The 23,392-nt window shown below is 65.5% G+C and carries 19 protein-coding genes; 10 read left to right on the top strand and 9 right to left on the bottom strand.

Features of this window, described 5'->3' with window-relative positions:
* The first annotated feature begins 52 nt into the window (after positions 1 to 52).
* From DW178_RS10215 to DW178_RS10205, 3 genes are all read left to right on the top strand, one after another.
* On the top strand, positions 53 to 748 hold the full coding sequence (locus DW178_RS10215) for a response regulator transcription factor (RefSeq protein WP_118351194.1): 696 nt from the start codon (positions 53 to 55) through the stop codon (positions 746 to 748).
* A 26-nt stretch (positions 749 to 774) separates the two neighbouring features.
* Complete coding sequence (locus DW178_RS10210; protein ID WP_202898030.1) at positions 775 to 1,809, top strand: sensor histidine kinase; 1,035 nt, start codon at positions 775 to 777, stop codon at positions 1,807 to 1,809.
* A gap of 302 nt (positions 1,810 to 2,111) precedes the next feature.
* Positions 2,112 to 3,224, top strand: coding sequence for a 3-oxoacyl-ACP synthase III family protein (locus DW178_RS10205; protein WP_118351191.1), 1,113 nt, complete (start codon positions 2,112 to 2,114; stop codon positions 3,222 to 3,224).
* Between the two features lie 262 nt (positions 3,225 to 3,486).
* On the opposite strand, the gene DW178_RS10200 is transcribed toward DW178_RS10205, so the two are convergent.
* The 9 genes from DW178_RS10200 to rlmD form a co-directional block, all read right to left on the bottom strand.
* Positions 3,487 to 4,080: a biotin transporter BioY gene (locus DW178_RS10200; protein ID WP_118351188.1), complete on the bottom strand. Its 594-nt coding sequence runs from the start codon at positions 4,078 to 4,080 to the stop codon at positions 3,487 to 3,489.
* A 199-nt stretch (positions 4,081 to 4,279) separates the two neighbouring features.
* A complete protein-coding gene (locus DW178_RS10195; protein ID WP_118351185.1) occupies positions 4,280 to 5,803 on the bottom strand; it encodes an MATE family efflux transporter in 1,524 nt (507 codons plus the stop codon).
* Between the two features lie 310 nt (positions 5,804 to 6,113).
* The gene (locus DW178_RS10190) at positions 6,114 to 6,983 is read right to left on the bottom strand and encodes a biotin--[acetyl-CoA-carboxylase] ligase (protein WP_118351182.1); all 870 of its coding nucleotides are present in this window, start codon (positions 6,981 to 6,983) and stop codon (positions 6,114 to 6,116) included.
* A 214-nt stretch (positions 6,984 to 7,197) separates the two neighbouring features.
* On the bottom strand, positions 7,198 to 8,523 hold the full coding sequence (folP, locus tag DW178_RS10185) for a dihydropteroate synthase (protein WP_118351180.1): 1,326 nt from the start codon (positions 8,521 to 8,523) through the stop codon (positions 7,198 to 7,200).
* A 165-nt stretch (positions 8,524 to 8,688) separates the two neighbouring features.
* Positions 8,689 to 10,917 (bottom strand): ATP-dependent zinc metalloprotease FtsH, encoded by a 2,229-nt coding sequence (gene ftsH, locus DW178_RS10180; RefSeq protein WP_118351177.1) that lies wholly within the window; start codon positions 10,915 to 10,917, stop codon positions 8,689 to 8,691.
* A 13-nt stretch (positions 10,918 to 10,930) separates the two neighbouring features.
* Positions 10,931 to 11,473 carry a hypoxanthine phosphoribosyltransferase gene (hpt, locus tag DW178_RS10175; protein ID WP_118351174.1) on the bottom strand — a complete coding sequence of 181 codons (543 nt, stop codon included), beginning with the start codon at positions 11,471 to 11,473 and terminating at the stop codon, positions 10,931 to 10,933.
* 290 nt (positions 11,474 to 11,763) lie between these two features.
* Positions 11,764 to 12,459: a Maf family protein gene (locus DW178_RS10170; protein ID WP_502695389.1), complete on the bottom strand. Its 696-nt coding sequence runs from the start codon at positions 12,457 to 12,459 to the stop codon at positions 11,764 to 11,766.
* Positions 12,456 to 13,655, bottom strand: coding sequence for a tRNA lysidine(34) synthetase TilS (tilS, locus tag DW178_RS10165; protein WP_118351171.1), 1,200 nt, complete (start codon positions 13,653 to 13,655; stop codon positions 12,456 to 12,458). The genes DW178_RS10170 and tilS overlap by 4 nt, the downstream gene beginning before the upstream one ends.
* A gap of 30 nt (positions 13,656 to 13,685) precedes the next feature.
* The gene (gene rlmD / locus DW178_RS10160; protein ID WP_118351169.1) at positions 13,686 to 15,062 is read right to left on the bottom strand and encodes a 23S rRNA (uracil(1939)-C(5))-methyltransferase RlmD; all 1,377 of its coding nucleotides are present in this window, start codon (positions 15,060 to 15,062) and stop codon (positions 13,686 to 13,688) included.
* Positions 15,063 to 15,392: 330 nt separating this feature from the next.
* On the opposite strand from rlmD, the gene DW178_RS10155 reads away from it, so the two are divergent.
* The 7 genes from DW178_RS10155 to DW178_RS10130 all read left to right on the top strand — a co-directional run bounded on the left by DW178_RS10155 (position 15,393) and on the right by DW178_RS10130 (position 23,131).
* The gene (locus tag DW178_RS10155) at positions 15,393 to 18,020 is read left to right on the top strand and encodes a hybrid sensor histidine kinase/response regulator (RefSeq protein WP_118351167.1); all 2,628 of its coding nucleotides are present in this window, start codon (positions 15,393 to 15,395) and stop codon (positions 18,018 to 18,020) included.
* Positions 18,021 to 18,201: 181 nt separating this feature from the next.
* Positions 18,202 to 18,570: a phage holin family protein gene (locus tag DW178_RS10150; protein ID WP_042432458.1), complete on the top strand. Its 369-nt coding sequence runs from the start codon at positions 18,202 to 18,204 to the stop codon at positions 18,568 to 18,570.
* A 320-nt stretch (positions 18,571 to 18,890) separates the two neighbouring features.
* Positions 18,891 to 20,324, top strand: coding sequence for a cytochrome ubiquinol oxidase subunit I (locus DW178_RS10145; protein ID WP_118351164.1), 1,434 nt, complete (start codon positions 18,891 to 18,893; stop codon positions 20,322 to 20,324).
* A 2-nt stretch (positions 20,325 to 20,326) separates the two neighbouring features.
* On the top strand, positions 20,327 to 21,352 hold the full coding sequence (gene cydB / locus DW178_RS10140) for a cytochrome d ubiquinol oxidase subunit II (protein WP_118351161.1): 1,026 nt from the start codon (positions 20,327 to 20,329) through the stop codon (positions 21,350 to 21,352).
* Between the two features lie 18 nt (positions 21,353 to 21,370).
* A complete protein-coding gene (locus tag DW178_RS11335) occupies positions 21,371 to 21,526 on the top strand; it encodes a hypothetical protein (protein WP_158574184.1) in 156 nt (51 codons plus the stop codon).
* Positions 21,527 to 21,754: 228 nt separating this feature from the next.
* Positions 21,755 to 22,438 carry a CidA/LrgA family protein gene (locus DW178_RS10135; protein WP_286168662.1) on the top strand — a complete coding sequence of 228 codons (684 nt, stop codon included), beginning with the start codon at positions 21,755 to 21,757 and terminating at the stop codon, positions 22,436 to 22,438.
* A 3-nt stretch (positions 22,439 to 22,441) separates the two neighbouring features.
* Complete coding sequence (locus tag DW178_RS10130) at positions 22,442 to 23,131, top strand: LrgB family protein (protein WP_118351158.1); 690 nt, start codon at positions 22,442 to 22,444, stop codon at positions 23,129 to 23,131.
* Positions 23,132 to 23,392: the final 261 nt, after the last annotated feature.

Here is a 23,392-nt window from a genome sequence, read left to right as displayed (position 1 = left end):
TGGTTCGATTGAAACAGTCAAAACGCGATAAGAAGATAGTAGGAGGCACATCATGAACGAAACGCCTTCGCGCATCCTGGTCGTGGACGACGAGCCCTCCATCACGGAGTTCGTCGGATACGCCCTGAAGAAAGAGGGCTTCCAGTCCGACGTCGTGGACAACGGCGAGGACGCGCTGGCAATGGCCCAGGAAAACGACTACGACCTGTTCGTCCTGGATATCATGCTGCCCGGCATGGACGGCTACGAGCTGTGCCGCCGCCTGCGCACCAAGACGTCCGCGCCCGTGCTGTTCCTCTCGGCTCGCGACACCGAGCTGGACAAGGTTGTCGGGCTCGAGATCGGCGGCGACGACTACCTGGCCAAGCCCTTCGGTGTGCGCGAGCTCATCGCCCGCGTCCGCGCGCTGCTGCGCCGCAGCCAGGGCAACGAGCTCACGCCGAACAGCCACGCCATCACCGCCAGCGGCATCACGCTCGACGAGGACGCGCACACCGCCACCGGCCCCGCCGGCGACATCGACCTGACGCCCCGCGAGTTCGAGCTGATGGCATGCCTTATGAAGAACGCCGGCAAGGTGGTTTCGCGCGAGGAGCTGCTGCGCGACGCCTGGGGCTGGGAATACCTCACGGAAACCAAGACCGTGGACACCCACATCAAGCGCCTGCGTGATAAGATCGAGCAAGCCGGTTACGATCCCGGCCTTGTGGAAACGGTTCGCGGTTACGGATATAGGTTCAAGCTATAAAACGGCTGCAGACATATTTCGCGCTCTTGGCCACGCTGCTCAGCCTGCTCGCTGCGGTGGTCACGGCCGTCGTGTGCATGCTCGTGTACGACGCTTCCATAGCGGTCCTGCTGGTCCTCATCCCCATCAGCGTGGTCATCTTCTGCATCAGCCTGCTTATCGGCCATTTCCTATCCGAGCCGCTTAGCGACCTGGCGAAGAAGATGGCAGCGTTCCGCAGCGGCGCGCCCGTCACGTTCGAGCCCGACGGCCGCATGTACGAGGCAGATCTGCTGACCAGCGACTTCAAGCGCCTCGTGCAAACCACTACCCAGCAGCAGCACGACCTCGCCATCAAAGAGCGCCGCCAGAACGAGTTCATCAGCGACGTCGCGCATGAGCTGCGCACGCCGCTGACGGCCATCCGCGGCAACGCCGAGATGCTCGCCGACCCCGACCTGCCGCCCTCGCTGCATGAGAAGTTCTGCGGCATCATCGTGAACGAAAGCGAGCGCCTCAGCCGCTTGACGCACGACCTGCTGACCCTGCAGCGCATAGAAAGCTCCCCCATCCCCGAGACCATGCAGCGCGTGAACCTGCACGATCTGGCGAACAGCGTGGTCGATGCGCTATCCCCCATCCTGCACGACCGCCAGGCGAACACGAGCGTCTCGGGCGAGGCCCCCGACGTGCTGGGAAATCCCGACAGCTTGCGCCAGGCCGTCACCAACCTGGTCGAGAACGCCAGCCGCTTCATCAAGCCCGGCGGGCACATCAACGTTGAGCTGTTCGGCATGAACGGCAACTCCATCATCGCCGTGAAAGACGACGGCTGCGGCTTCGGCGACGTGGACCCCAAGCTGCTCTTCGACCGCTTCTACCGCACCGACGCAAGCCGCACGCGCGGCACGGGCGGCACGGGCCTGGGCCTTGCCATCGTGAAGTCCATCGCCGAGGCGCACGACGGCACCGTCGAGGCCGTCAACCTCCCCGAGGGCGGGGCGTGCTTCATGATCGCCATCCCCTCCATCCCCGCCGACATCTCGGTGAAGAAGCCCCACGGGAAAACGAAGAACGCCTAAAGGAAAGCCTGGGCAACCGGGCTGACGGCCGATGCCCGATCCGCCCCCAGGCGGCATCGGCCCTTTCGCCATGCGCATCCCATAACCGACCATCACCGCCCATCCGCACATGCGCCCGACCCCTCCGCCGACCGGAACGTCCCCAGGACACCAAGTGTTTACTTCACCCGCGCATCGATTCCGGTGCGGGCAGGGGTCAGGACGTGGGGATTCGCAGGGGCCGCAACGCGTGATGCTATACTCGAATGCAATCGACACGCATCATCTCCGGGGCGCATCGCCCCGTACATCGAAGGAGCATCATGGGTTGCACCATCATCGGCTGCGGCAAGCAGCTGCCGGCACTTGACGTGCCCAATGAAGAGCTGACCAAGCTGGTCGACACCAGCGACGAATGGATTTCCACGCGCACGGGCATCCTCTCGCGCCGCGTGTGCGTCAGCGAGGGCAACATCGACCTGGCCGAAGGCGCCGCGCGCCAGGCGCTCGGCTGGGCGGATGGTGGCTATTCCGAGCGCAAGATCGCTCCCGAAGACATCGACCTCATCATCTACTCCACCATCACGCCCGACGAGGTGGTCCCCACCTGCGCCGCCATGCTGCGCCGACGCTTGGGCCTGGTCAACGCCGCGGCATTCGACATGAACGCCGCATGCTCGGGCTTCATCTACGGCTTGACCATCGCCGAGACTATGATGGCCGCCAGCGCCCCGGGCGCTGCGGGCGCGGCGGGCCGCAACCCCATCCGACGAGCGCTCGTGGTGGGCGGCGAACGCCTGACCCGCATCGTCGATTGGAACGACCGCAACACATGCGTGCTGTTCGGCGACGGCGCCGGCGCCGCCGTGGTGGAATGGGACGAGCGCAAGCCCGGCATCCTGTCGTGGTACATCAAAAACGATGACGACGATTCCAACGCCCTCACCTGCCCTTCCGCCTACGACGCGCCCCAACCCTTCACGCCCGAGGGCATCGATGCGGACGCTCTGCAACAGGCCGACCCCGGCACCGCCCCCATCGACGCCGAGCTCGATGTCACGGAACGCGTTGCCGCAGGGGCGCCGCGCCAGGCCCTGTACATGAACGGCCAGAAGGTGTTCAAGTTCGCCACCAGCGTCATGCCCGCCGCCATCGAGGAGGTGCTGCGCCGCGCGAACCTGACCATCGATGACGTGCAGTTCATCGTCCCGCATCAGGCGAACCTGCGCATTATCAAGTACGCCGCCAAGCGCATGGGCCTGCCGCTCGAGCGCTTCCAGGTGTCCATCGCGCATCGCGGCAACTCGTCGTCGGCATGCATCCCCATGACGCTGTGCGACGCGTATGAAAGCGGCAACATCCACCCCGGCGACAAGGTGGTGCTCGTAGGCTTCGGCGGCGGCTTCACCAGCGGCGCCGTCCTGTACGAGGCGTAACCGCGCGCCCGGACCCCCTTTCTGCAACGGGGCGCCGCAGCGGCAATGTCATCCAGGCGCCAGGCGTGCGGATGCGCAAACCCCTCCTTTGCGCATCCGCACGCCTGGCGCCCGCAAACCTGTCCCCCCGTATCGCGCGCGAGCTGCTGGAGACGAAACCCATCGAGCAACCCAGCGCCGATCGCCCGCAAACCCATGACGAAACACGAAAAGGCCCGCATAAGCGGGCCTTTTCGTTGCACTTGGGATATGCGAGAATCGCTTATGCGCGACGTCCCACAGCGGCGTTGACGGCGCGGGCGCAGATGACGGCCGCGACCAGCTTCGCCAGGTCGATCAGGATGAACGGCGCAACGCCGGCTGCGAAGGCGGCGGCGGGCGTCATGGAAGCCACGGCCATGAGCTGCGCCCAGCCGCACACGTAGGCGACGGCAAGGAACACCAGGCCGGTCAGGAAGTCGATGACAAACACGCGAGCGCCCTTCGCCTGGCCATCACGGGCCAGCAGGGCCTTCAAGCCGAAGCGCACGGCCACGGCAAGGCCCACGCCAAGCAGATAGCCCCACAGAAAGCCGCCGGTCGCACCGGCCAGAACGCCGATGCCGCCGCGCATGCCGCTGAACACGGGCACGCCCACGGCACCCAGGACCAGGTACGCGGTGATGGCCGCAACAGCTTCTTTCGGCTGCAGCACCAGCACCATGAACGCCACGGCGAAGATCTGCAGCGTGAACGGCACAGGGCCCAAGGGCACCGTCGCCCACGCCGACACCGCCGTGATGGCGACCGTCAATGCAACGAACGCGATGGAACGCGTGCGCGACCCGGCGGCCGTCTTCTTCTGAACCTGTTCCACAACTTCCCCTTCCTTGCCCCTCCGACCCGATCGGGGGGACCCATCCGCGATACCTTCGCGGCGATCGCTGCGCCAAACGCAGCAATCCTATTTCCTACAAATCACAGAGGAATTGTAGCACGAGCGCAATTTCCCTCGGTGATTTCGGCCGCAAAAAAGCCTTGCAGCGCAAAAAACGTTGCAAGGCTGAAACAAACCGCTAGAACTTGGCCTGCAGCTGGCCATTCTCCAATTTGCGCAGACGCTTGAGCTCAAGCAGGACGAACACGCCGGTGGTGAAGATGGCCAGGAAGTCCGCCACGGGACACGCGAAGTACAGCGCATCCAGGCCCGTGTAACCCGGGAACCATACGGGCATGACCATGGGCAGACCGATGTAGAGCGGGATCAGGAACAGGATCTGGCGCGTGAGGGACAGGAACACCGACTTCGCCGGCTGCCCCGTTGCCTGGAAGTAGTTCGAGCCCACGATCTGGAAGCCCACGAACGGGATGAGGAACAGCTGCACCTGCAGCGCGAACACCGTGAACGACAGCAGGTTCGGGTCAGTGATGCCGAAGAAGCCGACGATCTGGACGGGGAACAGGTGTACGAGCGCCCACAGCACCACGGCGATGACCGTGTTGCCCGCGATGCCCCAGGCCAGCGTCATCTTCACGCGCTTGAACAAATGCGCGCCGTAGTTGAAGCCGAGCAGCGGCTGGATGGCGATCGACATGCCGATAAGCGGCAGCACCACGAACGAGGCCACGCGCTGCACCACGCCGATGGACGCCAGCGCGCCCTCCGCGCCGATGGGGCTTTGCGCGCCGTACATGTTCAGCAGGTTGTTCAGCACGAAGTTGACCGCTGCCATGCCCGCCTGGACGGCGAAGCTCGCAAGGCCCAGCGACAGGATCAGGCGCACGGTCTCGCCGTGCAGCGGCATCATGTGCAGGCGCAGGCGCATAGGGACGCCCTTCGTCAGGCAGAAGTACCACAGCACCGTGGCGCACGAGATAGCCTGGCCGCACACGGTGGCAAGCGCGCTGCCCACGACGCCCATGCCCATGACCAGCACGAACAGCGCATTGAACACGGTACATGCAACGGCGCCGATGATCATGGTGCCCAGCGCGCGGTTCGGGGCGCCGGCGGTGCGGATGAAGTTGTTCACGCCCATGCCGATGCACTGGAAGATGAAGCCCAGGCTGATGATGCGGATAAACCGCATGGCGTAGTCCCAGTCCTCGGGAGTGGCGCCCGACACGCTGAGCAGTCCATCGATGCAAGCCGGGACGAACATGGCGATAGCCACCGCCACGGAAGCGATAAGGGAAAGCGTGACCGTGTTGCCCAGGCTGCGCTCGGCCTCCTCGGGCTTGCCCTCGCCCATACGCAGCGCGGCCAAGGCGTTGCCGCCGTTGCCAATCAGCATGGCGATGGCCATGAACACCGTCATGATGGGCATTGCCACCGTGGCGGTGGACAAGCCGATCTCGCCCATTGCCTGCCCCAGGAAGATGGAGTCGATAACGTTGTAGGCGCCGTTGACCAGCATGCCCAAGATGGAGGGGATGGCGAACTCGGTAATAAGGCGCGGAATGGACTCCGTGCCCATGCGCGTGACCTTATCGTGCTGCCTGGGCTTGCCTTGGTGGCCAGGCGCTGCGGGCTTGCCCTGGGCATCCGCCGGATGGGACGGCACCGCGGACGTGCCCTTTGCTTCTTGCTCTTGCGTCATGCTTGCATGCTGCCTTTCGAAACCTTTAACTATCTAAAATTTTGCCAGCGCTCTATTATATATGACCGGCGACCTGCAGAGAGCGCACGCAAGAGAGCCCCCATGCCGGGATTCCATCATTCATGCATATTGGACAAGAAAGGGAAGGGGGCGAAGCTGGACGCCTTCGAAGCGCTGCCCGCTTCGCTGCCGCGCACATGTCGGACGCATACGCCCAAGCCGCATCCACGCAAATGCCGAAGCAACGCGTGCATCCAGCGCGCGGGCGCCGCGGTCGGCGCACACGCGACGTACCGACCCGCAAGAACGCCTAGCGGATATGAGCTTCGCCCGAGCTTGCTAACACCTCCGCGCCTTCCGGCGTGCGCAGCACCAGCCTGCCGTCCGGGGCCACGCGCGTCACCGTGCCCGCCGCCAACACGTTGCCCGAAAGGTCCTCCATGCGCACGAAGCGCCCGGACAGCGCGGAGCACGCGTCGAACTCGGCCTGGAAGGGCTCGAAGCCCTGTTCGCACCACAGCGGATACACGATGGCAAGCTGGTCGCACAGCGCACCGGCCACAGCGTTGATGCGGTCTTCCACGGGGCCTTCGCAAAATCCCAGTTCATCCAGGTATACCGGGATGTTCTTCCCCGCCGGCACGGATGCGGTATCGGCCGGGCGGGCCACGTTGACGCCCACGCCCACGCACAGCGCCCGCGCATGCATCTCCGTCGAGATGCCGCACAGCTTATGGAAGGGGCGCTTGGGCCGGGAATCGTCACCAGGAGCCGCGTCGCAAAGAGCCGAAGACCCCTCCCCGCAAGCGGAGCCTTCGCCTGCCGAGGGCGCGGCTTCGTCCAATGAAGCGCCCGCTTCGGCCACCACGATGTCGTTCGGCCACTTCACCTGCACGCGACCCTCGAGCTCGGGGACGAGGCTCGCGATCGCGCGGCGAACGGCCAGGCCCACCAGCAAGCTGAGCGTGGGAAGCTGCGCCGGCGGGACTTCGGGGCGCAGCAAGAACGACTGGTACATGCCGCCAATCGGGCTTTCCCACGCGCGACCCTGCCTGCCGTAGCCGGCGGTCTGCCGCAGGCCGCGCACGGCCAGACCCTCGGGTTGGCCTTCCTCGATAGCACGTTTGATCAGGTCGTTCGTGGACGTTACAGTCTCAAACGATTGCACGCGAAACTGCATCCCAGCACCTTTCTCCCCTTATGCGGCGGCATGGCATAAGGTCATCGCAAGGCCGCGGAAAGCCGCAATGAGCCAACGCTCCAGCTTCGCTAACCGCAGCCCATCGCCCAAGCCGACAACCCGGCCCGGACCCCGCAAGCCCGACGCAAGCCCGATATCAGAGCCTGCGCCCCGGAACCCATCCGACCGTCCGCAAGCCGCCGCTTTCCCCGGCTTAACGGCTGATGCGCTCGGCTTTCCCGTAGCGCTCGGATTCCGGCTTGGCCGCCTGCGCGACGCGCACGTCGTCGGCCAGCACGTGGTTCGGGCGCAGCTCCAGCAGCGGTTTCAGCACGAAGTCGCGCTCGAAGATGCGCGGATGCGGCAACGTGAGCACATCGTTGTCCGTGACGTAGAGCTGATAGTCCAGGATATCCAGGTCGCACGTGCGCGGCCCGTTCTCGATCTCGCGCACGCGGCCCAGGCTGTTCTCGATGGCGTGCAGATATCCCAGCAGCTCCTTCGGCGCGATACCCGTGCGCAGCAGCACCACGGCGTTGACGAACGCGTCCTGGTCCTCGTAGTAGGCCGGTTCGCTCTCGTAGAAGCTGGAGATGTCGATGATCTGCGAATCAGGAAGGCTGCACAGCTCGGTGATGGCCTGGTTGAGCATGGCGATCTTGCCCTCAAGCTCCTCGCCGGGCTCCGCCACCAGCGGCACGTTGCAGCCCAGGCCCAAGAACGCGTACGGGCGCATGTCGGACAGCGCCTTCACGGTTTCCGCCACGTTGTGCGCACGCACAACGCCGGCGCCCAGCTCGCACGCCATAAGCGCCTCGGTGGCGCTCACATGATCGCGCTCGACCGGGTCGTCGATGCCGTAGGCGAAGCCCAGATAGCTTTTGCGGGAAACGGCAACCATGACCGGGTAGCCCAAGCGCGCAAACTCCTGGAAGTTGCGTACGAGCTCGAGGGTCTGCGAAGCCGTCTTGCCGAAGCCCGGGCCCGGATCGACGCAGATGCGCTCGGGCTCCACGCCGGCGGCCTCGAGCATGGCCGCCTGGTCGCACAGGTAATCACGCACCTCGGCGACCACGTCGTCGTACTGCGGGTTCTGCTGCATGGTGCCCGGCTCGCCCTTCATGTGCATGACCACCACACCGCAATCGCTTTCGGCGGCAACCTGCACCATGGCCGGATCGCGGAAGCCCGACACGTCGTTGATGATGGCGGCGCCGGCTTCCACGCACGCCTTCGCCACAGCGGCATGGCGGGTGTCCACGCTCACGCAGACGCCCTGCTCGGCAAGGGCGCGCACCACGGGGAGCACGCGGGCCGTCTCCTCCTCGACGCTCACCTCGGCCGACCCCGAGCGCGTGGACTCGCCGCCCACGTCGATCATATGCGCGCCCTCATCGAGCATCTGCTGCGCCCAAGCCAGCGCAGCCTCGGGCGTGTTGTGCGTGCCGCCGTCGCTGAAGCTGTCGGGCGTGACGTTGAGGATGCCCATGATCACCGGTTTGCGCGTATCGAACTCGAACGAACCGCATTTCCACATCATGCTGAATGCCTTTCTTTCAAAAGAAGGCGAGCCTAACGGCCCGCCTTCTTACTATACCTTGACGTTTTCACATCGCATCCGCCGCCCCAGGCCGAAAAGCCCGGCGCATCGCGCGCGAACGATCCCGCCGCCCACCGCGAAGGTGCGGCGCGGCACCACGCCGGCTTACTCTGCCGGCGGGTACGGGGGCTGCTGACCGCCTGCGGGGGGAACCGGCGGCTGACCGCCGTTCGCAGGAGCCTGCGGCTGCTGCACGCCGGCCGGCTGCACGGGCGAACCCGGCTGCGCCGGCGGCACCTGACCGCCCTGCTCACCGTTCCAGTTCGGGTCGGCAAGCTGCTCGTCGCGAGCACGCGCCGCCGCCTCCTCGGCCTCCTTCGCGGCGATGATGTCGCCTTCGCGCTGCAGATAATCGTTCCAAGTGTTGTCCAGCAGCGCCTTGCAGGCCTCGCCCTCGACGGTTTCGCGCTCAAGCAGCACACTTGCCATGAGGTCCATCTGCTCGCGGTGCGCGCTGAGGATCTCGTAGGCGCGGTCGTGCGCTTCCTTCATGATGCGCGCGACCTCGTCGTCGATGCGGCGAGCCGTTTCCTCGGAGTAGTCCTGCGTGTTGCCCATGTCGCGGCCCAGGAACACCTCGTGGTTGGGCTGGCCGAACACCTGCGTGCCCAGCTCAGCGGACATGCCGTACTGCGTGACCATGGCGCGGGCCATCTTGGTGGCGCGCTCCAGGTCGTTGCTGGCGCCGGTGGTCACATCGTCGCAGAAAATCTCCTCGGCGACGCGGCCGCCCATGAACACCGCCAGCTCGTCGCGCATCTCGCCCACCGTGTTGAGAACCTTGTCCTCCTTGGGGATGGACAGGGTGTAGCCCAGCGCGCGGCCGCGGCTGATGATGCTGATCTTGTGCACCGGATCGGCCTTCGGCAGCAGGTGACCCACCAGGGCATGACCGCTTTCGTGGTACGCGATGGTGTGCTTGGTCTGGTCGTCCATCACGCGGCCCTTGCGCTCGGGACCGGCGATGACGCGCTCCATGGACTCGCTGACCTCTTGCTGCGTGATGATCTTCTTGTTGCGGCGAGCGGTCAGAAGCGCAGCCTCGTTGAGCAGGTTGGCCAGGTCGGCGCCCGAGAAGCCCGGCGTGAGCTTGGCCACGGAGGACAGGTCCACGTCGCTGCCGAGCGGCTTGTTCTTCGCATGCACGTTCAGGATGCGCTCGCGGCCCTTCACGTCGGGCACGTCCACCACGATCTGGCGGTCGAAGCGGCCGGGGCGCAGCAGCGCGGGGTCGAGAACGTCGGCGCGGTTCGTGGCGGCGATGAGCACCACGGAATCGTTGGCCTCGAAGCCGTCCATCTCGACGAGCAGCTGGTTGAGCGTCTGCTCGCGCTCGTCGTGGCCGCCGCCCAGGCCCGTGCCGCGCTGGCGGCCGACGGCGTCGATCTCGTCGATGAATACGATGGAGGGGCTTGCCTCCTTAGCCTGCTTGAACAAGTCGCGCACGCGGGAGGCGCCCACGCCCACGAACATCTCGACGAAGTCGGAACCCGAGATGCTGAAGAACGGCACGCCCGCCTCACCGGCCACGGCGCGGGCCAGCAGCGTCTTGCCGGTGCCCGGAGGGCCCACCAGCAGGCAGCCGCGCGGGATCTTCGCGCCCATGGACTGGTACTTGGCGGGGTTGGCCAGGAAGTCCTTGATCTCCTGCATCTCCTCGACGGCCTCGTCCACGCCGGCGACATCGGAGAAGCGCACGTCGGGGCGCTCCTCGATGCTCTGCTTGGCCTTGGCCTTGCCGAAGTTCATCTGCGAGTTATTGGCCTTCGCCATTTGGTTGAACAGGAAGAACAACATTGCGCCGATGAGGATGATGGGCAGCAGCGTGGTGAGGATGTCGCCCCACGGGCTGGGGGTCTTCACCTCGTACTTGATCTCGGGGTGCTGGGCCATCAGGTCGGACAGCGAGCTGCCGGCCCAGGTGCACGTGAACTTGTGCTCCTGGCCGAGCGTTTGGGATTCGACGTCTTGCGTGCCCACGCCCGAGAGCGGCTTGCCCGTGTTCGGGTCCTTCAGCGTTGCCATGCCTGCGTTCATGGCGTCGATGGCGCTGTTGAACGCGTCGGCGGCGGAATCGCCGGCCGTGACGGCGGGATAATACGTGCCGGACACGGTGTAGTCACCGGCGCTGTACGTGACCTCCGTGACGCGGTTCTGGTCGACCGCCTGCAGGAACTCGGACGCCACCAGCTTATCGGTGGTGCCCTGCGAAGACTCCGACATGCTCATGAACTGCTGGCCCACGAAGAAGGCCACCAGCAGGAAAAGGACAACCGAGATGATGGTTGTCCGGGGGTTGGGCTGTTGGATCTGGGGTTTGTTGTTTTGCGGCATAGGCCTTGCTTTCCTAGTTGTAGAACTCGGGCTTCAGGACGCCGATGTACGGCAGGTTGCGGTAGCGCTCGGCGTAGTCCAGGCCGTAGCCCACGATGAACTCGTCGGGGCACTCGAAGCCCACGTATGCGCAGTCGATCTTGGCCTGCGCGCGGGTTTTCTTACGCAGCAGCGTGGCGACCTCGATGGACTTCGGGTTGCGCGCCTTCAGCGTTTTCAGCAGGTAGGTGAGCGTGAGGCCGGAGTCCAGGACATCCTCGGCGATGACCACGTTGCGGCCCTCGATCTGGGAGGACAGGTCCTTTAGAATGCGGACCACGCCGGAGCTTTTCACGCCGTTGCCGTAGGACGAAACGGCCATGTAGTCCATCTCGCACGGCAGCTGGATCTGACGTGCCAGGTCGGCCATGAAGATGGCCGCGCCGCGCAGGACGGAGATGAGGATAACGCCGTCGGGGTCGTCCTTGTAGTCCTGCGTGATGCCCGCGCCGATCTCGGCGACGCGCTGCTTGATTTCATCCTCGGTGAACAGGATGCGATCGATGTTTTCGTGCACGATGATTACCTCTTCGATGCATTTCGCCTGAAGAGCGCCCTGAGCGCCCTTATATGAACGAGCACAAGTGTACCATTCGGCCCGACCGGGCACATGACAATACCGTAACGCCACATAAATACGAGCGCCCGTGGACCTGCCGAAACCACGGAAGCGGACGTGCGGCGCGAACCCGCCGCACGGGGCGGCGAATGATGCCGCGCAGGCGCCGGCGGCCCGAAACGCGAACCGGGGCGCCGCAGCGCCCCGGGATGCCGATGGCCCACTGCTTACGAAAACGGCAGAGCCGGTTACTTCAGGTCGGGAAACTCCTTGAGCAGGCGCGTCACCGGAAGGCCGATGACGGTATCCAGGTCGCCCTCGATGTGCTTGATGAGCTTGGCGCCGTTGCCCTGGGCGGCATATGCGCCCGCCTTGTCGAACGATTCGCCGCACTTTAGGTACTCTGCCAGCTGCTCGTCGGTCTGCGGATGGAACGTGACGGCAGCGCGGTCCACGAACGTGCGGAAGCCCAACGACACGTCCTCGGCGTTGGGTGCGGACACCAGCCACACCGACACACCGGTGAGCACCTCGTGCGTGTTGCCCTGCAGGCGGCGCAGCATGCGCTTGGCGTCGGAGATGCTGGCCGGTTTGCCGAAGATCTCGCCGTCGCACACCACCATGGTGTCGGCGCCGATGATGGCCGCCATGCCCGTGTAGCCCTCGCCGAGCACCTCCTGCACCACGGCGCCGGCCTTGCGCTCGGCCAGCTTCTTCACCGCCTCGGGCGGGTTGGCCTCAAGGTCGGGCTCCAGCGACTCGTCCACCTCGGATACGCGGATGGTGAAGCTCACGCCCTCGCGCTCCAGAAGCTCCTTGCGGCGCGGGCTGCCGCTGGCAAGGATCACATCGACGGCCATCGGCTGCTCAGCGGCCTGCGCCTGCTCGGCTGCGGCCTGCTCGTTCTCCTGCGCCGCGTCTTGCGGCATGGGCTGTTCGCTCATTTCCTTCTCCTTACTCTGAATGCGGCCATGGGCTCGAGCCTCACGCCGCGCTTGTTCGCGCTGATTGCCAGGTTCCCCTGGATGTTCGCAACGTATCCGCCATGCGGGGCGGCCTGCGGGGTGCCGGGCTCGTCCCACGCCGCCAGCACCGCATCGACCGATGCGGTCTCGACGCGTGCGTCGGGACCCAGCATGGCCTGCAGCACCTGCACCGCCGCGCGACGCTGCAGCGGCACGGGTTGGGTGCCCAGCTCGGGGGCGAGCACGCCGCCCTCCTCGTACGCCGGCGGTCGGTCGGGCAGCGCCTCGGTCCATGCCATATGACGTTTCACCAGGCCGGATGCCATTTCCTCAAGCATATCGTCCTCATCGGCGATCAGGTTCATGGTGCGCCCGAGCACCTCGAGCAGCTGCGGGCTGCGCTCCTTCACGTGCGGGATAACCTCGTGGCGCACGTAGGCGCGGAAGCGGTCGGTGTGCGCATTGGTGGCGTCCTCGCGCCACAGGCAGCCATCGGCGTCGCATGCGCACGGCAGGCCCTCGCGCTCGCGCTGCTGCACGTAGTCGCGCAGGTCCTGGCGGCCGACGTCGAGCAGCGGGCGGACGACGGGGCCGTTGGCGTACTTCATGGCGCGGAAGCCGCCCGGCCCAGTGCCCACCATGGAGCGCATGTAGAAGTTCTCCACGCGATCGTCGGCGGTGTGGGCGGTGAAGATGCGGCCCTCGGACAGAGGCGCGGCGGCATGGCGGCACAGGCTTGCAAGCGCCTCGTTGGCGGCGAGGTAGCGCTCGCGGCGGGCGACGGCCTCCACGTTGCCGCCCTCGCGCTGCGCCTGGCCGGCGACGTCGATCTGGCAGCTGAACAGGGGGATTCCCAGAAGCTCCGCCAACTGCGCCGTGAACGCCTCGTCTTGATCGGCGGCGCCGGGACGAAGCCGATGGTTCACGTGCAGCATGGCGATGGGCCCGATGGCCCCCTCATCGGCCAGTTGCCGCGCGACGTACGCCAGCGCCGTGGAGTCCGAGCCGCCCGACACCATGAGCAGCACGGGCGTCTCGGCGTTCGCCAGCCCGCGCTGCTCGATGCAGCGACGCGCCGCCGCGAGCACGTCCTTGGGACGCGCGACCGCATCGGCGCCGAGCCCGGCATCGCCCGCCACGGCTCCCCCGCTCCCCGTTCGCTGTTGCTCTGCCATTTCCTTCCCTACCTATATATATGGTTGCCGCTACATGCGCTCGATGAGCGCGATGGTCTCGATGTGGTCGGTGTGCGGGAACATGTCCACGGGCTGCACCGTTCGCACGCCGTAGCCGAATTGCTTGAGAAAACCCAGGTCGCGGACCTGTGTTTCCGGATTGCACGAGATGTAGGCGATGCGCTCGGGCGCCAGCTGCACCGCTGCGCGCAAAAACTCCTCGGTGGAGCCGGCGCGCGGCGGGTCCATGAGCAGCACGAGCGGACGGCCCTCCTCGTCGGTGCCCGCGCGCCCTCCCGCCGCGGCCTGCGCCGCCATGTCGCGCATGAACGCGCCGGCGTCGGCCACCGCGAAGCGCGCGTTGTCCACGCCGTTGTGGCGCGCGTTCTGCTGCGCGTCGCGGATGGAGGATTCCACGCAGTCCACGCCCGTGACCTGCGCCGCGCCCATGGAGGCCGCCACCAGGCCGATGGTGCCCGTGCCGCAGTACGCGTCGATGGCGTGCTCGGCGCCGGTGAAGCCCGCCAGTTCGATGGCCTGACGGTACAGCACCTCGGTCTGCACGCTGTTCACCTGATAGAACGACTGCGACGAGATGCGGAAGCTCAGCCCGCACAGCTTGTCTAGGATGAAGCCGGGGCCGTAGAGCACCTGCTCACGCTGGCCGAGCACCACGTTGGTCTGACGCTCGTTGATGTTCTGCACCACCGTGGTGATGAACGGGCAGCGGCCCACCAGCTCGCGGCAGAAGCTCTTTGCGCCGGGGAACTGCTGGCCGTTGGTGACCAGCGTGACCAGCACCTCGCCGGTGGTGTGGCCCACGCGCACCACGGCGTGGCGCATGAAGCCGGTGCCGCGGTCCTCGTCGTAGGGTGGGATGCCGAACCTCAACATAAGGCTGCGCACCGCGCGGATGATCTGCTTGGCCTGGGCGTTCTCGATCAGGCATTCCCCCGTGTCGATGATGCGGTGCGTGCCGGCGGCGTACATGCCGCACAGGATGTCGCGCTGCGGGGAGGCAGGGCGGCTGGGGCGCTTGCCGCCGCCGTGCTTGCCGGGCGCGGCCTTGCGCGGCGCGCCGGGGGCGAACGGGGACATCACCTTGTTGCGATAGGCGTACGGGTCCCGCATGCCCAGGATGGGACGCAGCGCCTCGGGGCCTGCCACCTGGGAAAACAACTGGGCCACACGCTCGTCTTTCGCCGCAAGCTGCTGGTCGTAGGGCTGGTTGACGTGCTGGCAGGCGCCGCACTGGCGCGCAACCGGGCACTGCGGCAGACCGCTTGCCGCCACGTTGCCCTCCTGCCTGCGCTCCTGCTGACGCCGAGGACCGGCTTGGGGCCGTGCCGCCTGCCGCGGGCGCTTCCCGCCCTGCCCGCCTGCGCGCTTCTGGCCGTTTTCCTTCATGAGCTCCCCTTGTCCGCTTGCATAAAACCGTAACTATCTAGTATACGCACATGCGCGGCCGGCGACGGCATGCCGCCGGCAACCTCAAGGCAGAATCCACGCCTGCCCGTAACGGGCCGGCAACGGACGCGGCACGGTTCGGCGCACGTTCGCCCGCGCCGCCGCACGCCGCGTCCGGAGCGCATATGATGGTGCGGACGACGGTTCGCCCAACGTATGCGCGCCAGGCTCGTATGCGCGACGGGCCCGGCGCGCATACGCCGGCGCCGGCCGCCGAAACCCACCCATACGCCCCGCGCGGGAACCCGCGCTTGCCTGAAACGAGGTCCCATGCAACGACGATCCCTCGCCGCCGCCATCGGCATCGTCATCGTGACGCTTGCCTGCGTGTGCGGCCTGTACGTCCACTTCATACAAGAGAAGGTGCACGACGAGAGCGCCGACCACCTGAAGGAAATCTATTCCCAGGTCAACAACACGTTCTCCATGCTGGTATCCGACAACTGGAACCACCTGAGCACATGGAACACCATGCTCGAGGACTCCGCCGCCCACTCGCCCGACGGCTCCGTGTCCGGCGACGATGCCGAGCAGGCGCGCGAGTTCATCGACGGCGAACAGGCAAAATGGGGCTTCACCGACTTCTATTTCATCAACTCGCAGGGCGCCTACGCCACCCCCGACGGCGAGCGCGGCACCCTGAACCTAGGTCAACAGCTCGATCAGCTGAACGGCGGGAGCAGCATCGTGGCGGATACCGTCCCCACCAGCGGCACGGGGCTGACGGTGTTCGCCACGCCTGTGGCGCCCGCCTCGTTCGACGGGTTCGAATACTCGGCCATCGCCATAAGCTACAACAACCATGACATGGAAGCGGCCCTTGACGTGAACGCCTTCGACGGGCAGTCCAGCTGCTTCGTCATCACGCCGGCCGGCAACCTGCTGTTCTCCGCCACCGACCAGTACTCGCAGTCGTCGAACCTGCTCGACTGGCTCGGCCAGATAGCCTCGTTCGGCGCAGACGACGGCATAGATTCCCTTCGATCAGACATCGATGCAGGTCAAGGCGGCACCACGCAGTTCTCCACCGCCACCAACCAGTACTACCTCACCTACATGCCCGTCGGGTTCCAGGACTGGGTGATGGTAGGCGTGGTCCCGAGCAACGTGGTTAACGCCAGCATGTCGGAGGTGCAGCTGCTCACCATCGCAACCGTGTCGGTGGTGCTGTTCGCGCTTGCCGCGCTGGTAGTGGTCATCCTGGTGCAGCACGGGCGACGCGTGCTCGACCAGCAGGTCCGGGAGGTGAAGTACCGCGAGCAGCTGTTCAGCGCGCTGTCGGGCAGCACCGACAACATCTTCATCATGTTCAGCCCCGACGACGGCTCGGTGGACTACGTCAGCCCGAACACGCAGCGCATCCTGGGCATCCCCGCCGCCGACATCGCCAAGGACGTGCGCAACATCGACCGCTCGCTGGAGCCGGGGTCGGTAAGCCTGCTCGAGACCAGCATGCACTCGCTTCCCAGCAACGACCACCGCGACGGCGACAGCACGCGACGCCACCAGGAGACCGGCGAGCTGCGCTGGTACCACGAGACGCTGTTCCGCGCGAAGGTGGGCGACACGGAGAAGCTGGTGTACGTTCTGTTCGACCGCACGAAGGAGACCGAGAGCCGCGAACGCCTACAGCAGGCGCTGGCCATTGCCAAGCAATCGAACCAGTCGAAGAGCACGTTCTTGGCGAAGATGTCCCACGACATCCGCACCCCCATCAACGCCATCATGGGCATGACGCAGATTGCGCGCGACAACGCCGGCGACTGGGACAAGACCGATGAGTGCCTGGCCACCATCCAGACCTCGTCGCAACACCTGCTCAGCCTGATCAACGACGTGCTCGACATGTCCAAGATCGAAAGCGGTGCCGTCGAGCTGCAGGAGGAATGCTGCGACCTTGATACGCTGCTGCGCGACGTGGACGCCATCATGCGGCCGCAAACCACCGCGAAGGGGCAGCTGCTCACGCTCGATGCGGTGAACGTGCAGCACCGCAGCTTCGCCGCCGATCAGCTGCGCGTACGCCAGATTCTGCTGAACCTGCTATCGAACGCGGTGAAGTACACGCCCGACGGCGGCATGGTGGCCCTGCACGTGGAGGAGCACGAGCAGACCAGCCCGCATTTCGTGCGCCTGAGCTTCATCGTGCGCGACAACGGCATGGGCATGCCGCCCGAGTTCATCGACCACGTCTTCGCCCCGTTCGAGCGCGCCGAAGGCAGGCAGATGCAGGGCATCCAGGGCACCGGCCTGGGCATGACCATCACGAAGGCCTTGGTAGACGCCATGGGCGGCACCATCGATGTGGAAAGCAAGGAAGGTCACGGCACCACGTTCACCGTGAACCTGAAGTTCAAGCTGGGCGAAGGCGAAGGCGCGAAGCCATGCCCGTGCAAGGCCGCCGAGAACGACCCCGGCAAGGGCAAGCGAACGGGCAAGGACGCCGAGCGCGGACGCGCGAAGGGCCATGCGGATGAGAAGCGCCCCTCCTACACCGAGGTGTTCAAAGGCCGGCGCTACCTGGTTGCCGAGGACAACCAGATCAACCGCATCATCCTGGCCGAGATGCTCACCGAGCGCGGGGCGACCCTCGAGCAGGCGCAAAACGGCAAGGAGGCCGTGGAGCTGTTCGCCGAAAGCGAGCCGCAGCACTTCGACGCCGTGCTCATGGACGCCATGATGCCCGTGATGGACGGCTACGAGGCCACGCGCGCCATCCGCAAGCTGCCGCGCCCCGACGCGCAGACCACGCCCATCGTGGCGCTGACCGCCAACGCCTACGCCGACGACGTGAAGAAGGCGCTGGACTCGGGCATGAACGCCCACGTGGGCAAGCCGTTCAAGATCGCCGACCTGGCGAAAGCCCTCGACGAGCTGCAGCGCGGCGACGATCGCTAACGGCGCAGGGGCGTCGCGGCACCCCTGCAGCGGGGCCGCGACGCCACGCGGTAGAGCGAAGGCACCCCGCACGACCCGGGCATTGCCCGGCAGCGCCCCGCACGCGCCGCGCATAACACGAAGCTATAATCGGAAGCGAACTGCCTTGACCCTATGCCCCACCGCACCGAAAGGAAACGCCATGCAATTCATCATCCGTTGGCTGGCCACCGCCGTCGCCGTAGGAGCCGCCGTATGGTTGGTTCCCGGCATCGCCGTGCTGGGCACCACCGAAAGCTGGATCGCCGTGGCCATCACCGGCCTGGCGCTGTCGCTCATCGACATGAGCATCAAACCGCTGTTGCAGCTGCTCAGCCTGCCCATCACGTGCCTGACGTTTGGCATCTTCTACCTGGTGGTGAACACCGCCATGCTGTACCTGGCCGCGTGGCTGAGCAACGGCATGTTCAACGTGGGGTTCTACATCTCCAGCTTCGGCAGCGCGTTTTTCGCGTCCATCGTCATCAGCATCGTGTCCGCCATCATGAACTCCATCGTCGCGGACAACTAGGCGAAGAAGACACCGCGTCCGGCGCGCCACGATGCGCCCGGACGCGGCCCCAGCAACTACCCTGCTGCCCCGATCGTCGCCCAAGCAAGCCAAACCCGCTGTTGCCCGAGCAAGCTCTAAAACCCACCACACTGCGCGCTCCCGCAGCAAACCGCACGCGCCGAAACGCTGCGCGCGGTTCGCCGAGCTCAAACGAACGGCCGACAGAGCGTTCTTGCAAAAATAATCGATGCAAAATCTTGCTAAGACTTCCATTTTCTCGTTTCGCGACGTACTATGTTACTAGTTTAGTAGCATATGAACATAGGAGAGGGGTTCTCATGGATATGCTATCCGACGTCGCGCTGCTCTCGCGAATCCAGTTCGCGCTGACCGTGGCGTACCATTTCATCTTCGTTCCGTTATCCATCGGCCTGGGCCTGATCTTGGCCATCTTCGCCACCAAGTACCACCGAAGCCGCAGCGAGGCCGACGGCAACGCCATGCGCTTCTGGGTGCGCATCTTCACCGCCACCTTCGCCATCGGCGTGGCCACCGGCATCACCATGGAGTTCTCGTTCGGCACGAACTGGGCTGACTACTCGCGCTTCGTGGGCGACATCTTCGGCGCGCCGCTTGCCGCCGAGGCCCTGTTCGCGTTCTTCCTGGAATCGGTGTTCCTGGGAGTGCTGCTGTTCGGCCGCAACAAGGTGTCCAGCCTGTTCTACACCGTGTCCGCGTGGCTTGTGTGGGCTGGTTCGTGCCTGAGCGCGCTGTGGATCCTCATCGCGAACTCGTGGATGCAGACGCCCGCCGGCGCTGAGCTGGCCGCCGACGGCTCGAAGGCCGTCATCACCGACTTCCTGGCAGCGGCGTTCAACCCGTCCACGCTGCCGCGCTACACCCACGTGGTAGTGGCGCTGCTGATCATGGGCGCGTTCGCCTCCCTGGCCGTGGGCGCATGGTACCTGCTGCGCGGCAAGCACGCCGACTTCGCCATGAAGACTATCCGCGTGGGCGCCGTCGTGGGCATCGTGGCCTCGTGCGCCCTGATCGTCACCGCGCACTCCTCCGCCGTCGAGGTGTCACAGGAGCAGCCCACCAAGCTTGCCATGATGGAGGGAATGTACGACGATGAGGTGCCCCCGCTGTACGCATTTGGCTGGGTCGACGAGGAGAACCAGCAGGTCGTCACCCCGTTCTCCATTCCCGGAGGCACCAGCTTCCTGGCAACGGGCACGTGGGACGCCCAGTACCAGGGCCTGAACTCGCTGGCGCAGACCGAGAAGTACGGCGACATGGACGTTGCCGACCTGCCCGTGAACCTGGTGTTCCAGTCCTACCACCTTATGGTTGCCATGTACGGCCTGATCATGATCACAGCTATCCTGGCCGTGGTGTTCAGTCTGCGCGGCGGCCGCATCCGCTCCATGCGCTGGCTGCAGAAGCTGCTGCTGGTAAGCCCGCTGTTCCCGTTCATCGCCATCCAGGTCGGCTGGATCACCGCCGAAGTCGGCCGCCAACCCTGGGTCGTCTATCCTTCCACGTCCGGCCCCGACGGCGTGAGCCTGCTGACGAACAACGCCATCTCGCAGTCGGTTTCCGCTCCTGAGCTGCTGCTGACCCTGGCCCTGTTCGCAGCCGTGTACGTGTTCCTGTTCGTCGGATGGGCGCGCGTGATCTCGCGCTTCATCAAGCGCGGGCCCGTCGGCGATGACGCCCCCGCGGCCGGCTCCGCCGATGATGCAACCGCCGACGTCAAGGAAGGGGAATAGCCATGAGCGCGCTTGCAATCCTTTGGTTCTTTCTGATCTTCGTGCTGATCGCCGGGTACTTCCTGCTCGACGGGTTCGACCTGGGCGTGGGCGTCCTGTACCGCGCGCTGGCCAAAGACGAGCGCGAGCGGGCGCTCGTGCGCCGCAGCATCGGCCCGGTATGGGACGGCAACGAGGTATGGCTGCTCACCGCCGGCGGCGCGCTGTTCGCGGCGTTCCCCGCAGCATATGCCACCACGTTCTCGGGTTTCTACCTGGCCGTCATGCTGGTGCTGTTCGGCCTGATCGTCCGCGCCGTGTCGCTTGAGTTCCGGGCCCACGACCCGAAATGGGCGCGCGCATGGGACGTCTGCTTCATCGTCGGCTCGTTCCTGCCGGCGCTGCTGCTAGGCGTTGCGCTCGGCAACGTGATCGCCGGCATCCCCATGGCCGCCAACGGCGATTACGCGGGCGTGCCGCTGCTGGGCCTGCTGTCGCCGTTCACCCTGGTCGCCGGCCTGCTCGGCCTGGCCATGTGCCTCTCGGCGGGCGCTGCATGGGTAGCGTTGAAAGCGCCTGCCGGCTCCGCCGTGCATAAGCGCGCCGCAAAGCTGCGCGTGCCCTGCCAGGTCGCAGCTCTGGTGCTTTTCGCCGTTGCCACGGTCCTGGCGTTCGCGGTGGTGAAGCCCGTGTTCGCGCCGGGCATGCTTGCAGCCGGCGTGGTCATCGCCCTCGTTTTCCTTGCATGCGTCGTCGCGTCGATCGTGCTCGGCCGTAAGGGCAACGACCTGGTGGCGTTCCTTCTGCAGTCGGCAGCGGCCATGTGCCTGGTGGCGCTTGCTGCGGTCACGCTGTTCCCCAACCTGGTGGTGGCAGCTCCCGGCAGCGTGGGCGCATCCATCACGCTGATGAGCGCGGCTTCCTCCGACACGTCGCTGGCGTGGATGACCGGCATCGCCTGCGTGGGCGTACCGCTGGTGCTGGCCTACCACGTGATCGCGTATCGCGTCTTCCGCGGGCGTCTGAACGACAAGGATGTGAACTACTAAATGGACGCGCGGGGTTACATGAAACGGCTGAGCATCCTGTGCCTGGTCATGGCGCTGTTCGGCACAGCGGTCATGCTGGTAGGCTACAAGGCGCCCACCATAGGCCTAGTGGCAACAGTGGCGGCGCTCGTCATAGCTGCGGCCGCGCTGGGATGGAAGGCCCGGGAGCGCTAACGCCGAAACCCGACAACCGATCCGCCAACTTCTCAAAGGGGGCGATGGGAACCGATTCCCATCGCCCCCTTTCGCATGCCCGGGTTTTGTGAGGTTCCGCTGCACGGCTTATGCCGGTCGCGTGGATTCCCCGGCAAATTTTTGAAATGCCGGGCAAGCGTCCTAGTATGAAATCCGAGACAAACGGTATCCATTCCCAAAATCAGGCAAGGGGTTGTTCCACACATCATGAAATCGAATAACGACGCCGCAAGCGTCAAGTGTTGTGCGCGCAAAATCTGGGCGCACTTCAAGGAATTCGTCGTCTCCGTCAAAGGCGACCTGAAGGAAACGCACGACGAGATGTTCCAGGGAGCCGACACCCCCAAACAGCGCCTGCAGCGCTCCGTCAAGCACGGTTTGCTGCTACTGGCCCAGTTATGCCTGATCATGGGCGTATACGCAGCCGGTTGCGCACTGGCATCCGTGCTGCCCATCACGCTTCCCGGCAACATCTTGGGCATGGTGCTGCTGCTGGTGCTGCTGGGCACGCACATCCTGAAGACGAAGTACATCAGCGAGGCGTGCGACTACCTCATCGACAACATGTCCGTGTTCTTCATTCCCGCCGGCGTGGCCATCATGGGCTGCTTCTCCATGCTGGAAGCGGCGGCGGCGAAGTTCGCGTTCGTCTGCATCGCCACTACCGTCATCGTGTTCTTGGCCACGTCCTATACGGTGTTGTTCGTGTCCTGGATTATGGCGAAGCTGGGCAAGGACACCGCGCTGGCCCCCGCTGTTGAGGCGGAAAACGCGCCAAAAGCCCAGGCAGGCAGCACCGATTCCAACAGCACGCATGCCGAGGGCGCCGGCAAGCACCATCCTCATACACCCGACGGCGCCTTCGGCACCGTTGCCGGCAAGGAGGCTTAACCCATGCTGAACCTCATCGCAACCCTGGCCGTAGGCACCGTAATCTCCTTCATCGTGTTCAAGCTGGCCGTGGCGCTGTACAAGAAGGTGCGCTCCCCGCTGCTCAACCCGCTGCTGGTGACGGTGGCGGTTATCATCGCGCTCCTGTGCGTCTTCCACATCCCGCTGAATTCCTACGAGTCCAGCGTGCAGCTCGTCTCGTTTCTGCTGGGGCCGGCGACGGTCGCCCTGGCGTATTCGGTCTACCGCCAACGCCAGATCCTCAAGCAGCACTTCATCCCCATCTTCTGCGGCTGCCTGGTAGGCTCGGTCGTGTCGATGATCAGCGCATACACGCTCTGCGAGCTGCTCGGCCTGGGCGACGAGATGGCTACATCGTTCATCCCCAAGTCCGTGACCACCCCGATCGCCATCGCCGTGTCGGAGCAGCTGGGCGGCATCACGTCCATCACCGTGGCAGCCGTCATCATCACCGGCATCCTCGGCGCCATTTTCGCGCCGCTCATGTCGAAGATCTTCCGCGTGAACAACCGCATCGCCAAGGGCGTGGCCATCGGCACCTGCAGCCACGCGGTTGGCACCACGAAAGCCCTTGAGATGGGCGAGCTGGAAGGCGCCATGTCCGGCGTGAGCATCGCCGTATCGGGCCTGCTCACCACCGCCATCGTAATCATCGTCAGCTGCTTCGCGTAGCCGTTCGGCGTTTGCGTCGCCGTGACCGCGCAACAACACCTCACGGCACAGCTTCTCCGCCTAACCGGCACCCGTGGCGATTGCCGAGACCCTGACGCGCAAGCAGCAGGCCGAGGTCATGGCCCCGACCCCTTCCTCAGCCCCCAAACCCGCAGAAAACCGCGAAGGGCCCTGCGGCTCCCCAAATCCGCCTCCAACCACGGCGCCGGCCTTCCGGCCACGTCATGCGGTTTGAGAAGCGAACGGGAGCCGCAGGGCCCT

Source organism: Eggerthella sp. AM16-19, assembly GCF_003474385.1.
Taxonomy (GTDB): Bacteria; Actinomycetota; Coriobacteriia; order Coriobacteriales; family Eggerthellaceae; genus Senegalimassilia.
Note: the sequence above shows the minus strand (reverse complement) of the source record. Positions and strands in the feature narration are given on the sequence as shown.